Here is a 15,655-nt window from a genome sequence, read left to right on the forward strand (position 1 = left end):
GTCGTAATTGGTTTTTTATTAGGTGATGACTGTCTAGAGTTCAGCTTTGTAATAACTCGCAACCGCAGAATAAGTCTAAGATACGCGCGAATTTTTGGCTAAATAACATTCCACAGAAGTTAGCTTGGCCACTACAACGAGCAGATCGGAGTCTTAGGTGATCAGAACAAGAAATACTAAAATCGCAATTATCATCAGCGGCCTACTATCAAGCCAAGCTGTACTGGCTAACGAAGCTAATGACGTGTTTTCACTTGGTGAAATTGTCGTATCAGAGCAAACCGGTGTTAAAGATATCGCTATCAATAACACTATGACTGCAGAGCAGATCGAACTGATTGGCGCAAAAACTGCGGCCGATGCTTTGGATTATGTACCTGGTGTACATGTTGCTCAGTCAAGTAAAGGTGAGAAGTTCCTAACTATTCAGGGCTTTGAGCAAGATAAAGTGCTTATTTTACTTGACGGTGTGCCATATTACGAAACTAACTATGGTCAGTTAGATCTTAACCAAATTCCAGCTAACATCATTGCTAAAATTGATGTGGTAAAAGGCGCATCTTCAGTGCTTTACGGCCCAAATGGCATGGGCGGTGTGGTTAACATTATCACTAAGAAAGGCCAAGAAGGTGTTAGTGGTGACATTAACGCTTCATTTGGTCAAATGGGGCAAAACCACCAGGCTGGTTCAATCAGTCTAGGTAAAAATGGTTTTAGCTTATTTGCTTCAGTTGATCACCGCGGTCGTGATGCGATGCGTATGTCGAATGACTTTGAACCAGTTCTTTCTGATATTAAAGACAAGTTTGGCGATCTACCTAAGCAGATGGTTGTTGAAGATGGTGGGGAGCGCGAAAATTCAGCTTACGAATCGACTAATATTTGGGTACGTGGTGGCTATGTTAATGAAAGTACAGAACTTTTTGCCAGCGTATTTAGCCTAGACTCTGATCGTGAGCTGCCATACAACACTCGCTATAACAAAGTGTTTAGTGATTTTAGTAGCTTTGCTGATATTTCAGAGTACAAAGATACCGGTATGGATCTAAGTGGTTTACACCGCGTAAATGATTGGCTAACAGTGCGTGCATTAGGTTATTACCACATGCATAACGACAGCTACGATTCATATGATAATCCTGACAAAGACCTTAAATTAGCAACCAGTAGCTACAGTGACTACACTGCCGGTGGCGCTTTATTCACTGATATGGCATTAGCAGACTGGAATAGCTTAAGCCTGTCTGTTAACTACAAAAATGATGTGCACAAAAAGAAGAATGTTGCCTACGTAGATGTAGACCGTTCTCACGGTTATGAGCGCTCTCAGCTTGATACCATCAGTGTTGCAGCCGAAGATACTATGACCTTTGGTGCGCTAAATGTAGTGGCAGGTATTGCTTGGCATAAGCAAACGATTGTTGAAGACCGTGGTAATGATGCAACACCGGGTGAAGATGGCTCAGATACCTTAGATCCTATGCTAGGTATGAGCTACACCTTTGATAATGCTGGGCTTGTTTACGGTTCTATCGCGCAAAAAACACGTTTTGCCACTTTCACCGAGATGTTTGACGATACTGGTGCACGTCACGATCTAAAGCCTGAACGTAATACGAGTTACACCTTAGGCTGGAAAAATGACTTTAGCCATAGTTTGTTAAATAGCATAGATGTGGGTCTGTTCTATCACGATATCAGTGACAAAATTGTTGAAACCTATCTACCGGATCCGAATGATCCAGGTTGGGATCTTGAAGTTTACCAAAACATTGGTAAGTCAGAGTTTTACGGTATTGAGATCAGCACCTTAAGTCAGCTGACCGAAAACATCAGTTTATCACTTGATTACACTTATACTCACGCACGTAATAAGAGCGAAAACCGCGACTCTGATTACTTCCGTGATATTCCAAAAGATTCAGTTACTGCGATCGTCAACTGGTATCAGCCTTGGTTAGATATTGATAGCAACCTACGTGTTCGTTACCGCACTGATATCCTAATCGATGAACGCTCACAAGAGTGGGAGTCTGATACTTTAACTATCGATATGGGTATTAAAAAGGCAATCACACCGCAGCTTTCTGCTTATGTGAACCTTAATAACCTACTCGATGAGTCGCACTACGAAGGATACGGCCAGCCAAACGAAGGTCGTTCTTATGAAGTTGGCGTAAAGTACCGCTTCTAAGGAATTAGAATGTTAAACAGACTATTTAGTGCTGTTGTCATTCTCCTTTGTGGTCTTTCAAGTGTATCGGCGGCGCCGATACACTTGGTTGATCAACAAGGCCGTGAGGTCGTGCTGTCAAAGCCGGCCTCACGCATTGTGACGACGTTTACCCCTGCAAACCTTTTCTCTCTAAGCCTTGGCCTTGAAGATCAATTGGTCGGTATTGGTGGTAGTACCAAGCATTCACCATTTATTAATCGTATTTTAGGTGAACGAGATCCTTTAGTGATCGGCAGCCGCTCAGCTGGAACTAGCTTAGAAACTATCGTCGCATTAAAGCCGGATCTGGTTTTAGTTTTTGGTAAAAAAGATGGCTATAGATTGGCAGACCGTCTGACCTCATTAGGTATTGCTTGCTTAGTTATTCAGCCTGAAAGCTTTAAAGACAGTGAAGTTGTGCTGTCGTTATTAGCAAAAGCAACAGGCACAGAAGACAAGGCGGCTAAGATCGCGGCTGAAAATCAACGTTTAGCTGAGATTATTCAAACTGGACTTAAAGGTCTTAGTGATGAGCAGCGTCTGCGAGCATATTACGCCAATAGTTCAGATCTATACCGCACCGCCAGTGAGCAGATGTTTCAACATCAGCTAATGGCTGTTGCTGGTCTTAAAAATGTCGCAACCGGGGTACCGGGCTTTTACCCTAAAGTGAATGCAGAGCAGTTACTCCTTTGGCAGCCGCAATTGCTTGTACGCGAATCCAATGATTCAACCAAAGTTGATGAGCAACTTAAAAAGTCGTTGATGGCACAAATTGCTGAGCTACCGCAGATCAAAATACCTAAAGGCAGTTTCTGGGATATGCCGTCACCGATGGCAATGGCAGGGGCACTTTATATTGCAGTTAACGCTTACCCTGAACGATTTAAAAACATCGATGTAGATGCCGAAATAGCTCACTACTATCAAGTCGCCTTTGGTGATGCTTGCCTGTCTCCGCTACAAGAGATAAACCAATGTTTGTAGCTAAAAAACGCACGCTACAACCAGTGCAATGGCTTGGCGTGGCCATTGTAGTTGGTCTGGTGGGTCTTTGTGCTGGGCGCTTTTCGATTAACCCTAGCGATTTATTCAGCGCTATTCAAAAGCTGCCGTCTGTATTAAGTAGCTTAATACTTACAGGGCAAGTGCCAGATAATTTAACCCAAGAAGAACGAGTTATTCTGCTTATTCGTTTTCCGCGTTTATTGACAGCTCTGATAGTAGGTGCTGGCCTTGCCGTATCTGGCGCCGTGTATCAAGGGGTATTTCGTAACCCGCTGGTATCACCAGATATTTTAGGCGTAGCTTCAGGCTGCATGTTTGGTGCAGCTATGGGCTTGATCTCGCCTGGAAGCAGTTGGTTGATGGTGCAGTTATTAGCTTTTGCTTGCGGACTCGCCGCTGCTTGTGCAGCTATGTTCATGGCAAAGCGCTTTGGTAGCAACAGCCTGCTACTAATGATTATGACCGGTATTATTGTTGGTTCGATATTTGGCGCAGGCCTGACCATGTTAAAAGCCTTAGCCGATCCCTATGGCGAGTTACCTGCGATTGTATTTTGGTTAATGGGCTCTTTGTCGGTAAGCAGTTGGAGTACGGTCGCGCAACTTATCGTGCCTGTGGCTGTAGGTTATGGACTTATCCATACACTACGTTATCGACTCAACGTGCTCTGCTTAGGTGACCATCAATGCCGTAGCCTTGGTGTTGAGCCTGCAAGGCTGCGTATGGTGCTGATAGTAATTAGTTCATTTATTGTGGCTTCATGTGTTGCAACTGTAGGCTCTGTCGCATGGATAGGCCTAGTAGTGCCACATATGGTGCGCACCTTCACAGGCGCTAACAATATGCGCTTAATCCCGTTATCGACTGCTGTGGGCGCGATGTTTTTGCTACTAGCAGATAGTGTTGCTAGGGCGAGCTTTAGCATGGAGATCCCCATTGGCATTGTCACTTCATTGGTTGGTGCGCCTTTATTTGCCTTCTTACTGTTTCGTTTTCGTCAGGGAGGCGCGTACTAATGCTAGCGGTTGAGTATGTGAGCTTTGCTGTTGCGGGTAAGCAACTATTACAAGATGTCAGCTTTGAGCTGGCTGCTGGCGAGTTTTTAGCCGTTCTAGGCGCTAATGGTGCGGGTAAAACGACACTAATGAATTGTCTGTGTGGTTTAAATCAACCAAGCCAAGGGCGAGTTAAGCTCAATGGCAAGCCGTTAAACAATATGACTCGTGCAGAAATAGCACAGCAGATGGCTTTAGTGCCGCAGCAACAAGAGACCGCCTTTGCTTTTACTGCGCTTGAAATGGTGGTAATGGGGCGGACGCCGTTTTTATCAACTTTTGAATCACCATCAGAGCAAGACATTCATGAAGCTAAAAGAGTTATGCAGTTGCTTGATGTCGGCGGTTTAGCTAAGGCGGACTATAACCGCTTATCAGGTGGAGAGCGTCAACTGGTTTTGCTCGCCAGAGCCTTGTTTCAGAGTGAGCAGCTATTGCTACTTGATGAGCCGACTAATCATCTTGATTATCGCAATAAATTTCAAATTCTTTCTCAGGTCAAACGCAGTTGTGTTGAATCTAACACCGCAGTGATTGCGATTTTGCATGATCCAAATCTGGCTCAGTTATACGCAGACAAAGTACTGCTGTTGGAGCACGGCAAGGTATTGGATTACGGCGAGCGCAGCGCTGTAATGACCAGTAAAAATATCAGTCGACTATATGGTTTGGCTACTGCCAGCTATACAGTTGCCTCGCAGGAGTTTTTTATGCCGCAAAACGTATTGGGCTTGAGCCTCAGCAAAGTGCTGATTGTAACTGGTGAAAGCGGTAGCGGAAAAACCACCGCTTTAGCAGCACTCATTGAGCAGTGCCAACAGCAACAGATCAAATTAAAAGGCATGCTTTGCCCCGGTGTAATGAAAGATGGTCGCCGTTTTAGTAGCGACATTGTTGATATCGCCACAGGTGAGCGTTGTCTATTTGGCCATCGCACTGGCGTGTTGGATAAGAAAACCGGCACTCGTTTTAGTTTTACTGAAGCAGGGTTGGCCCTTGGTTTACAAGCCCTTGATCATAATAATTTTAACCAAGGCGATATCTGTATAGTCGATGAAATTGGCCCGATGGAGCTTGGTGGTCAAGGCTTTGGTAAGCAAATTGCGCCACTACTTGCAGTGGCCAATAGCCGCCATATCTGGGTGGTGCGGCCAAACTTGATTGAGCAAGTTTGTCGCCATTGGTCGCTGCATAACCCTGAAGTTATCGATATCGAAGATGCGCATTTACCTCAAAAGCTTATGCAGTTTATCAACGCAGAGACTGCAGCCTTTGTAAGTGAGCAAAGCCAATGAAAGATGTCAGCTTGAATCAAACGACTACACTTGAACAGCGCTTTATCGCTGCGCGTCTTGCTAGTGTGGTCGTGTTCGCGTTGGCGGTGACGGCACTGACCTTAATTAATGCTAATAGCTTGCTATTTCCTGGTAGCAGCGTGACTACATATTTAGTGGTCACAGCCATTGTTGGCTCGTTAGCGGCGTGCATTTTACCTATCCGTAATGTTTTGCAGGCTCGCTATGCATGGATAGTAAGCGGCTTTGCGTTATTGTTACTTATCTATAGTAAAACCCTTGAGCCGCCAATGGGCGATAGTGCCATGCTGACCTCCCTTTGGGCGCAGCTGTTTTTCCTTTCTAGACCCATTGCACTTGGTTTAGCTATCGCTGCTTGTGTCGGTTACTTAATCCATGCTTTTGCTCGTGATCTGCGCTTAGAAAGTCATAGCCATCTTCTCAGTTTACTTGCGGGTACGGCGTTTCTTGGCGGCGAAATTGCAGGGAGCTATTGGGCGTTTATCGGCTGGGGGCGCAGTTGGAGTTGGAGTGGCCACTTCTTTTTCTCGGCGCTGACTTACCTGTTATTTATCTTAGTGTTTCACCTACCCAAAGCTTGGTTTGCTAATGGCAAAGCGCTGGCATTAGGCAAGGCTGCGGTGCTTGGCTTTATTTGTGTATTGATGTTGGGGTATCGCCTGTCATGACGATGAATTGGTTGTTTTCAATGCGGTTAGCCTTTGTATTACTCGTGCTGCTATCTGTGTGGTTTGCGCTAGGCGTTTCCATGAGTGAGCAAGATGCCTATCGACAAGTATTACGCTCACTTAATGATCTGCCTATGTCGCAGTGGATGCAGAGTTTAGTGAACGCGCCTATTGTGGCAAGTTGGCTTGCTGGCCTATTTGGTTTGATGTTTCTACTTGGGTTAAACACTGCACTTTGTTCTTGGCGCGATCTGTTACCAACTTGGCGTCATAAGCGCTGGCGCAGCCCACGGATCATGATGCTGCCGATCCATATTCTGACCTTGTTAGTATTCATCTTTCATGGTGTCGACTTAGTGTTTATTCATGGTCACGACAGCGTTGTACTGCATCAAGGAGAGCGCTTTAACAGTGGACGCTATCAAATTGAGTTAGTCAAAGTTGATTATCGTAACGATGCCAGCCAAATCACTGAAGATGAAAAAGGTTTTAGCCCTGCAGGCCGTATCACTCGTCGTAGCGTAGAGGTATTCGATCCGCGCATAAACAATGCTTATTTTAAGGTAAGCAATGGCGAGCAAACCGTCAGTGGTCATGCTGGTTTCCTGCGTCCATTCAATTGGGGCGATCTGTATATCACGGTGACGGATTTTCGTGTGCCGTATCAACAGCAGGCAAAAGGCGTGCAAGTTAAGGTGCTAGCGGTACATAACCCACTCATTAACTATTTCTTTATCTGTTACTGCCTATTGCTGCTGAGTTTACTGTTACAAGGGTTGGTGTTTTGGCGTCGTTCAATCAAAAAAGGGGGCCGCAAATGCTAGCTCGAGTTTCTATCAGTTTATTGGTCGCATGTAGTGTATTGCCTTTCAACGCGAATGCGACGGCAGGTGCGATTGATTCAAGCAGCAATTTAGCAGAGCGCTGGCGAGAACAAATACAACAACCTGTTATGCAAGCAGTGCAGCTTGGTGAAGAGGCGGCGGCATGGCAACAACAAAAAGCACAGTCTTTGTCGCAGCAGCAGCAAGACTTAGGTGAGCTTTACTGGACTGAGTATCAGCTGCAAAAACAACAAAGATATTTAGCCTCCTTGCAAGCAGAGGTTGCTCAGTTGCAGCAAGACATTGCCACAATAACGGCATTAAAGCAGGAGCTCGAGCCACAGCTTGAGATCTGGTATGCCATGTTAGAGCGTCAAGTGAGCAGCGATCTTCCGTTTGACTTTGATGAGCGTAAGCGTCGCCTAGCATTTTTACGCACTGCAATGGATAGCCATGATCTGCCATTGGCCGAGCGTTTTAGGCGCTTACTTGATGTGATGACCATAGAGGTTGCTTATGGTTATGGCCAGCAGTTAACCCAGGAGGTTATCGCAATCGATGAGCAACCTGTGCAGGTGAACTTATTGCGACTAGGACGTTTATCTTGGTTTTATATCACCCCTGATGAGCAACATCTAGGTTGGTTTGATAATGAGTCTCGCCAGTGGCGGCCCTTACCTGTTGATCAACAAGGTGACATTAAAGTAGCAATGGCAATTACTGCTAATAAACAGGTGGCGCAGATTGTCAATCTTCCACTAGGAGGACAAGAGCAATGAGAGCTGTGATCGCCATTTTACTTTTAAGTGCTTCTGCTCAGGTTTTTGCCCAAGGCCCAGTTGTTGCAGACACTACAGTGAACAAAACTGCTGGTCATTATCAGCTGCAAAAGACTCAAATCGATAACCGAGTGGCTGATATCCGTCAGCAAAATAGCGCTTGGGAGCTTCAATTAAAGCAAGAGATCGATGAGGTCAAATCTAACCAACAAGCGTTAAGCACAAGGTTAGCCAGTAAACGCGCACAACTGGCAGCATTAAATGAGCAATTAGTCGAGCTTAATCAGCAAAAGCAGCAATTGACTAGCAGTTATCAACTCGCTGTTGATGATATGCAGCTGGTTCAAGGGGCTTATCAAAAAGCGCTGAGTAGCTTATCGCAGCAATGGCAGCAAAGTCCTACCAGCTTAATTGAAGACCAACGACAGCAAAGCTTAACTGTTGCTAAGGCTAACTCAAGCTTTCCAAGCCTGAAGCAGCTTAATGAGCTTGTAGATTACGCTGTTGACGATATGCAAATGACCGCACAAGTTGCCCGTACTTCAGCAGCAATAAGTCAAGCAGATGGCAGTGTTAGCACCAAAGAGCTATTTGTCATTGGTGGCTTAATGGCGATAACAGACACTGATTTACCGAGCTTCATTGCTTTTACTGACAAACTGCCAACCGCTATTGCACCTGTTGATAGTGATGTTAGCCAGCGACTCAAAACGTGGATAGATGGTGAAACTCAACTATTGGCAATGGATTTAAGTCAAGGTCGCATGTTGCCAAGCTTGGCGCAAAAGCAAAGTCTTGGCCAATGGGTAAAAGATGGTGGCGAAGTTTTGTGGCCTATTCTTATTTTGGCAGCGTTTGGCTTACTGATAGCCCTCTGGCGTGCGGTTGTCTTACTGTATTGGCGCCCATTAGCTCAGCTTGAAAACGATGCTAGTACTAAAGCAGATCTGCAACAAATTAAGCAGCAACTACAGAGTGTGTCTCGAGCTCCCGCAGCGAAAGTACTAGCCGATGCCATTGTTGAGGGGAGTAGTGTTGACGCAATGGATCAGCGACTCAAGCAGTTGATGTTGAGACAGATGACGCAATTTGAACGAGGTCTTGGCTTTATTGCGCTACTTGCTGCAATGGCGCCGATGCTGGGTTTGTTGGGAACGGTTTCCGGCATGATTGAAACTTTCCAATCACTTACTGAATTTGGTAATAGCGATCCAAAATTGCTGTCGCAAGGGATCAGTAAAGCACTGATTACTACTCAAGCAGGCTTGCTGGTGGCACTGCCTTTATTGTTGCTGCATTACCCGCTAAAGCGCCGCGCTCAAGCGTTAAGTTTGAATATGGAGCAGCAATCAGCCTTGTTACTAGCACTCAATCTTGAGCAAGGGGCAGGCCATGGTTCAAAGTAGTGTTATAGCATCACTAGCGCATTTTCTTAATGCTGTTTTAGGCTTTATTGAGCTTGGTGGCATAGTGATGTGGCCGCTATTTATCTGCTGTTTATGGATGTTGTGGTTAGTGAGTCGCGCTTTATTTAAAGAGCCTAGCTCAGGTTTGGATAAAGCAGGCCGAACAACCGAGTATGATTGGCTTAATCAGCGCTTGCGCTTGTTAGCACTACGGCAGGCACAGGCTCAGCAGTATGGCGATCTTCAAGGGGTTAAATTGCTTGCTATGGTGGCACCGCTACTTGGTTTACTCGGTACAGTGAGCGGAATGATCGCTATGTTTGATGCGGGAGCTCATTATGGCTTTCACGATCCAGCGGTGATCTCTGCGGGGATCTCCATGGCAATGGTGACCACACAAACAGGTTTATTTGTTGGGTTAACTGGCGCCATATTGGCCTTTTTCTGGCAACGAAAATTAAATCGTGTCGATACTAATTTATTAGCAGGAGGCGCTAATGCTTAGCGATCGATTTAGACAAGATAAAGATCCTGAAATCAATATGACACCTATGCTGGATGTGGTGTTTATTTTGCTGATCTTCTTTATTGTATCGACTAACTTTGTGCAGCAAGCGTCAGTTGAGATCAAGCGTCCTCAAGCCAGCATGGCAACTAGTGTTGATGGTAGTCCTATTGTGGTCACGCTCGATACCACCGGCCGGGTATACTTTGAGTCGAAAGAGATCGATATTTACTATCTGCCGGGCAAGCTACAGCAAATTGCGACTCAAACACCAAAGGCTAAACTCTTGGTTGTTGCGGATACCAACTGCCCAACAGGGGTAACGATTAAAGTACTCGATATCGCCAAACAAGCTGGCATTAGTTTTAGCTCTGTCGCGTCAGAGATCCAATAATGGCTACGGTGCAATTGAAAGCGGTTGGGGTTAAGTCCGTAAGGTTTATTTTATCGGTAATGGCAACGATTTTACTTTGCTACTATTTACCCAATAGTTTAAATCAAAGCCAAACAGTAGGGCTGCTGAGTCAGCAGCTTGAGCCACAACCACTGCCCTTGTTACCGCCAGATAAACCGCGTCAATCAGAACCTGAAAAAGTGCAGTCAAAACCAGTAACCTCAAGTGCGGTAACACCAGTCGCAACCAGTATGCCGATTATGCCAACCGTTGCCGATATGCCGCTGCAAGTGCCTGTTATGGCAACTCCTACATTAAACGGCTTAAGTTTACCTAGCATTGCACCAGTAATTGCTGGGATTAAAGATGTTGATAAAGCGCCTGAATTGCTACGTTTTATTCAGCCAAAAATGCCTGTAGCTGGTCGTAAATTTAAACAAGGCGGTAAAGTCTTACTGCGGCTGATTGTGGAGGCCGATGGCGTAGTGAGTCAGGCTGAGGTGTTAGAGGCTGAGCCCAAACAAGTATTTGATCAATCTGCGATAGAGGCGGCGCGTAAATGGCGCTTTAAGCCTGCGGTATTAGCAGGTGAGGCGGTTAAGGTGTTTGTTGATGTACCGATTAATTTCAAGGTGAGTTAGCCATGAAGTGCATTCAAAAAATAGCATTATTGCTTACGTTCACAGGCGCTTTCGTTAGCTTAAACTGTCACGCACAAGAGCGGGCTGCTAAGCAAGAACGAGCCTTAAATCGCTTTGAATCAAATTTACTTAATAAAGCGAGTGGCTTATTAGATCGTCACGACTATAGAGCTGCGTTAACGATAATGCAGCCGCTACTTGAGCAAGCAACCCCGCACCCGACGGTATTTCAATATGCCTGTAAAACCATTGCTGATACCGAAGCTGAAGCAGAGTCGCTTGGTTGCTGGCAACGCGGGTATAAGCTTTACCCAAATAATGACAATATCGCGATTAATCTCGCCCATGCACAATTACAGTTTGAACAATTTGAAGCTGCAATAACCAGTTTAGCAGGCGTTAACCTTGCAAATGTTGACCAACCTATTGCGGCACAGGTGCGCTATATGCGCGGCTACGCGTATTATCAACTCGCGCAATATAAAGCGGTATTAACAGAGCTGCTTCGCCAGGACATCAAACAGGTTAAGCCACATTGGTGGCCGCTGATTAGTTACAGTCAATTGGGTTTAGAGCAGTGGCAAGCAGCTAAAGCTAGTGCTGAGCAATGGCTAACATTAGAGTCTGTGAATCGCACTGCTTGGCAAGTATTAATGCGCAGTGAGCTTGGACTCAACCAGCTTGTTGAAGCTGCTGTAGCCAATGATATTGCGGAAAGCTTGCTGGTAGATAATACCGGCGGTGCAGCAGATAGCACCGGGCTATTGGCGCAGATTAAAGCTTACAACTTAGCTGCAAGCTGCAGCAGGTTAGTTAATCCTAAAGCAAGTCACGCAGAGTTTAGCGCAGCGAATTTTGCTTGCGCGCAATATACTTGGCTGTCAGGGCGCTATCAACAAGCGTTAGATATGTTAGCGGGCTTTGATATCACAAGCCAAAACCAGCTGCATGATGACTTTTACCTACTTCAAGGGCAGTTGTTTGCAGGATTAAAGCAGGGCGACAAGGCGCGTCTTGCGTGGGCTAAAGTAGGTTTGCAAGCGTTACCATTAGGCAGTGCCGCGCAGATAAAACATGCTCGTCAGCACCGAAATCAACTCCAAGGGCAGGCTTTATTATTAATAGGGCAAAGTTACTGGCTAGATGGCTTGTGGCCTGAGGCGCAGGCGAGCTACAGAAAGCTTGCGCAAACACCAGGGTTTGCCACGATTGCAGATGCTTTTAATCAAAGGTTATCTAGCTTAGTGCTGTTTGACGAGAAACTCAGATGATCAAAGCGGATGGCTGTGATAGCATCTGCGCCCAAATCATCCATATTGAGTGTTATTGGTCTAGCAAGGCAATAAGCTATTCGTTAGAAAAATAACGCCAGCAGCATAGGTTTTTAGATCTTTATGATCTTAATGATCGACAATTACGACTCATTTACTTTTAATTTGGTGCAGTATTTTCAGCAGCTTGGCCAAGATATTCTGGTTAAGCGCAATGATGAAATCACCCTCGCAGAGATAGAGTCTCTGGCACCAGATCATTTAGTTATTTCCCCCGGCCCCTGCTCACCTAATGAGGCCGGTCTGTCGTTGGCGATAATTAACCATTTTGCTGGTAAGTTGCCGATCCTCGGCGTTTGTTTAGGTCATCAAGCGATTGCCCAAGTGTTTGGTGCTAATGTGATCCGCGCCAAGCGGGTAATGCATGGCAAAACTAGCGCAATAACCCATAACAATAGCGGTTTATTTAGTGGTTTAGCGAACCCACTTACTGTCACACGCTATCACTCTCTGCTGGTGGATAAGGTACCTGAGGGCTTTGTACTTGATGCATGGTATGACGACGCGTTACATGGCAGTGAGATCATGGCGATGAGTATGCCTGCGAAAAAGATCTACGGCGTGCAGTTTCACCCAGAATCTATTTTGACTCAGCAAGGTCATGATTTATTAGCAAATTTCATTAAGATATGCTAATTGCTCAATGTGTGATGGGCTAGGGTTCTGCTGCTTTATAGTAAATATAATGGTTTGACGATTCTAGCTGCAGTATATGGCCATGAGTGCATGGCGATGAATCTGCCTAGGCTCAAGCTTAACCGCCTTAATACAGTTAATCTTGTTGCTTGAACTGTTAGCAAGTTTTAGCAATATCAGCGAAAAACCTATCATCTGTTACAAATTTTACCGCTTTTTCAGATAATCCCGTTGCCAAAGTGTGGTATAAAAGTCCGCAAAAATACCAATAATAATAGGGATGGATATGAAAAGCGTGATTCGTCATGTCAGCTTAAGTGCACTTTCATTGGCAGTTTTAGCCGGTTGTAGCACAACCAATAACTCTACAGATCAAGCTCTGGCTACTAATCAGGTAGCGAGTCAAACCACTCAAGTAGCTCTATCGGCACCACCACAAGTCGATCAAGCATTAACCTTAAACCAAATTATGGCCAATCCGGATTGGATGGGCTTATTTGCTCAAGGTGCCTACTGGAGTGATGATGGTCAATCGATCTACTTTGCTAGGCAAGCCCATGGTGCGCCAACTAAAACCTATTATCAGCAAGCGATAACTAGCACGGCAGCGAGTGAGTTAGCACTAAATCAGCTTCATACGGCTGATCAGCGCCGTGGCGTATTAAACAATGACAAAACACGCAAAGCTTATATCTATCAAGGCAACCTGTTTGTTAAAGATTTAAACAACGGCAAGATAACTCAGCTTACTCGTCTTAATACTGCTGTAGATGGGGTACGCTTTTTAACTAATGGTGATATTGCATATTGGCAGGGTGATAATATTTTTAAAATTCACCAAGACTCAGGGTTGGTTGAAGAGATCGCTAACATCAAAATGGCGGCTGAGCCTGCAGGTGTAAAAGATCCATCAAGCTATCTTGCTAAGCAGCAGCACCGACTCATCCAGTATGTTGCGATGCAACATGATAATGCTAAAGCCAAACAAGACTATAAGGCTGAGCTTGCCAAAGCAGATCCAACTATGTCGGCTAAGACATGGTATTTGGGCGATAAAGAGGTCGTGACTAATCTAAGCCTGTCTCCTAATGGTCGCTATGTGATTGTGGCACTTAAAGATAAGAGCTACAGCTGGCGTGGTGAGCACGACATTATGCCAAATTACTTAGGTAAAGATGGTTATGTTGATGCGGTACCTGCACGTGCTCGCGTAGCTGAAGATAACAACCCCGGCGAGCGTTTAGTACTACTCGATTTAACTAACCATAGTAAAAAAGATATCACCATTGAGGGCTTAACAGGCTTTGATGAAGATGTATTAGCTGCGGTAAAAGCTGAGAATGCCAAAGCTAAAGGTGAAAGTTATAAGAGTGAAAAAGCTCCGCGTAACATCCAGTTAATGCAAGACTGGGGCTGGACACAAAGTGCGATTCAATGGTCAGAAGCAGGTGATAGTGTTGCGGTAATGCTTGAAGCGGTTGATAACAAAGACCGTTGGATTGCTACCGTTAATTTAGATAAGGGCAGCTTAACTACTCAGCATCGCCTACATGACGACGCTTGGATCAACTACACCTTTAATCAATATGGCTGGCTACCGAATAGCGACAGCATCTATTTCCTATCTGAAGAAACGGGCTTTTCTCAGCTTTACTTAAAGCAACAAGGTAAAAAGCCAAAGGCGCTTACTCAAGGTCAGTTTGTGGTCAGCGATATCACCTTAGGCCCTAAAGCTCAGTATATTTACTACAAGGCTAACAAGACCCATCCAGGTATTGATAACGTCTATCGCGTTGAAATTGCCACAGGTAAAGATGAGCAATTAACCCAATGGCAAGGTCAACTTGATTACAGCTTAAGCCCAGATGGCAGCGCGCTATTATTAAATGCATCGACCCGTATTCAGCCTGCAGAACTATTTGTGCAACCAATTGGTGGTGAGTTAAAGCAGCTAACTAACTACACTAGCGATTCATTTAAAAACTATGCGTGGCAAGCACCAGAAGTTGTCGCCGTGCCTTCAACCCATGGCGCGGGTGACGTTTACGCTCGAGTCTATGTGCCGCAAGGTTACAGTAAAGACAACGCTGATAAATATCCTGCAGTGATCTTTAACCACGGCGCAGGTTATCTGCAAAATGCACATTACGGCTTCTCAGGTTACTTTAGAGAGTTTATGTTCCATAACTTACTGGCTCAGCAAGGCTATGTGGTGATGGATATGGATTTCCGTGGTTCAAAAGGTTACGGCCGAGATTGGCGTACAGCAGTGTACCGTCAAATGGGGACGCCTGAAGTGCAGGATCTAAAAGATGGCGTAAACTGGATGGCGGCTAACGTTAATGTAGATGCGGGTAAAGTCGGTACTTATGGTGGCTCTTACGGCGGCTTCTTGACCTTTATGGCACTGTTTAATGAGCCTGAGTTATTCCAAGCTGGCGCAGCGCTGCGTCCAGTAACGGATTGGGCACATTATAATGCGCCTTATACGTCGAATATCCTCAATACGCCAGATGTCGATCCAATCGCTTATGAGCGTAGCTCGCCGATTGAACATGCAGACGGCTTGCAAAAACCATTGCTTATCATGAGTGGTGTGTTAGACGATAACGTATTCTTCCAAGATAGTGTGCGTTTAGTACAGCGTCTAATCGAGCTTGAGAAACCAATGTTTGAAACTGCCATTTATCCTGTGGAACCTCATGGTTTCCGTCAGCCTTCGAGCTGGTTGGATGAATATCGTCGTATTCATAAGTTATTTGAGCAAGAGCTTAAGTAACTACTCGCTTAAAAAGGCTTCATGATGAAGCCTTTTTTATTGCAATGACTAAGGAAAATTAACGATTTATACCTAGGCCTATAATAGGTAAACTGAGT

General features: G+C 45.2%; 14 protein-coding genes. All 14 read left to right on the top strand.

What is annotated here, in order from left to right:
- Window positions 1–157 precede the first annotated feature (157 nt).
- Complete coding sequence (locus tag L2740_RS03110; protein WP_248948629.1) at window positions 158–2,194, top strand: TonB-dependent receptor plug domain-containing protein; 2,037 nt, start codon at window positions 158–160, stop codon at window positions 2,192–2,194.
- A gap of 9 nt (window positions 2,195–2,203) precedes the next feature.
- Window positions 2,204–3,202 (top strand): ABC transporter substrate-binding protein, encoded by a 999-nt coding sequence (locus tag L2740_RS03115; RefSeq protein WP_248948630.1) that lies wholly within the window; start codon window positions 2,204–2,206, stop codon window positions 3,200–3,202.
- Entirely contained in the window at window positions 3,193–4,239 is a 1,047-nt protein-coding gene (locus L2740_RS03120; protein WP_248948631.1) for a FecCD family ABC transporter permease, read from the top strand. Before L2740_RS03115 ends, L2740_RS03120 begins: the two co-directional genes overlap by 10 nt.
- A complete protein-coding gene (locus tag L2740_RS03125) occupies window positions 4,239–5,573 on the top strand; it encodes an ATP-binding cassette domain-containing protein (RefSeq protein WP_248948632.1) in 1,335 nt (444 codons plus the stop codon). The genes L2740_RS03120 and L2740_RS03125 overlap by 1 nt, the downstream gene beginning before the upstream one ends.
- Window positions 5,570–6,262, top strand: a complete 693-nt coding sequence (locus L2740_RS03130) for a hypothetical protein (RefSeq protein ID WP_248948633.1) — start codon at window positions 5,570–5,572, stop codon at window positions 6,260–6,262. The genes L2740_RS03125 and L2740_RS03130 overlap by 4 nt, the downstream gene beginning before the upstream one ends.
- Entirely contained in the window at window positions 6,259–7,086 is an 828-nt protein-coding gene (locus tag L2740_RS03135) for a hypothetical protein (RefSeq protein WP_248948634.1), read from the top strand. Before L2740_RS03130 ends, L2740_RS03135 begins: the two co-directional genes overlap by 4 nt.
- Window positions 7,080–7,865 carry a DUF3450 domain-containing protein gene (locus L2740_RS03140; protein WP_248948635.1) on the top strand — a complete coding sequence of 262 codons (786 nt, stop codon included), beginning with the start codon at window positions 7,080–7,082 and terminating at the stop codon, window positions 7,863–7,865. The genes L2740_RS03135 and L2740_RS03140 overlap by 7 nt, the downstream gene beginning before the upstream one ends.
- On the top strand, window positions 7,862–9,271 hold the full coding sequence (locus tag L2740_RS03145) for a MotA/TolQ/ExbB proton channel family protein (protein WP_248948636.1): 1,410 nt from the start codon (window positions 7,862–7,864) through the stop codon (window positions 9,269–9,271). The genes L2740_RS03140 and L2740_RS03145 overlap by 4 nt, the downstream gene beginning before the upstream one ends.
- The gene (locus tag L2740_RS03150) at window positions 9,258–9,776 is read left to right on the top strand and encodes a MotA/TolQ/ExbB proton channel family protein (RefSeq protein ID WP_248948637.1); all 519 of its coding nucleotides are present in this window, start codon (window positions 9,258–9,260) and stop codon (window positions 9,774–9,776) included. The genes L2740_RS03145 and L2740_RS03150 overlap by 14 nt, the downstream gene beginning before the upstream one ends.
- The gene (locus L2740_RS03155; protein WP_248948638.1) at window positions 9,769–10,170 is read left to right on the top strand and encodes an ExbD/TolR family protein; all 402 of its coding nucleotides are present in this window, start codon (window positions 9,769–9,771) and stop codon (window positions 10,168–10,170) included. The genes L2740_RS03150 and L2740_RS03155 overlap by 8 nt, the downstream gene beginning before the upstream one ends.
- The gene (locus L2740_RS03160; protein WP_248948639.1) at window positions 10,170–10,811 is read left to right on the top strand and encodes an energy transducer TonB; all 642 of its coding nucleotides are present in this window, start codon (window positions 10,170–10,172) and stop codon (window positions 10,809–10,811) included. The genes L2740_RS03155 and L2740_RS03160 overlap by 1 nt, the downstream gene beginning before the upstream one ends.
- A gap of 2 nt (window positions 10,812–10,813) precedes the next feature.
- On the top strand, window positions 10,814–12,082 hold the full coding sequence (locus L2740_RS03165) for a tetratricopeptide repeat protein (protein WP_248948640.1): 1,269 nt from the start codon (window positions 10,814–10,816) through the stop codon (window positions 12,080–12,082).
- Between the two features lie 123 nt (window positions 12,083–12,205).
- Window positions 12,206–12,778 (top strand): anthranilate synthase component II, encoded by a 573-nt coding sequence (locus tag L2740_RS03170; RefSeq protein ID WP_248948641.1) that lies wholly within the window; start codon window positions 12,206–12,208, stop codon window positions 12,776–12,778.
- Between the two features lie 286 nt (window positions 12,779–13,064).
- Window positions 13,065–15,557: a S9 family peptidase gene (locus tag L2740_RS03175; protein ID WP_248948642.1), complete on the top strand. Its 2,493-nt coding sequence runs from the start codon at window positions 13,065–13,067 to the stop codon at window positions 15,555–15,557.
- Window positions 15,558–15,655: the final 98 nt, after the last annotated feature.

It is taken from the genome of Shewanella pneumatophori (assembly GCF_023283895.1).
Taxonomy (GTDB): Bacteria; Pseudomonadota; Gammaproteobacteria; order Enterobacterales; family Shewanellaceae; genus Shewanella; species Shewanella pneumatophori.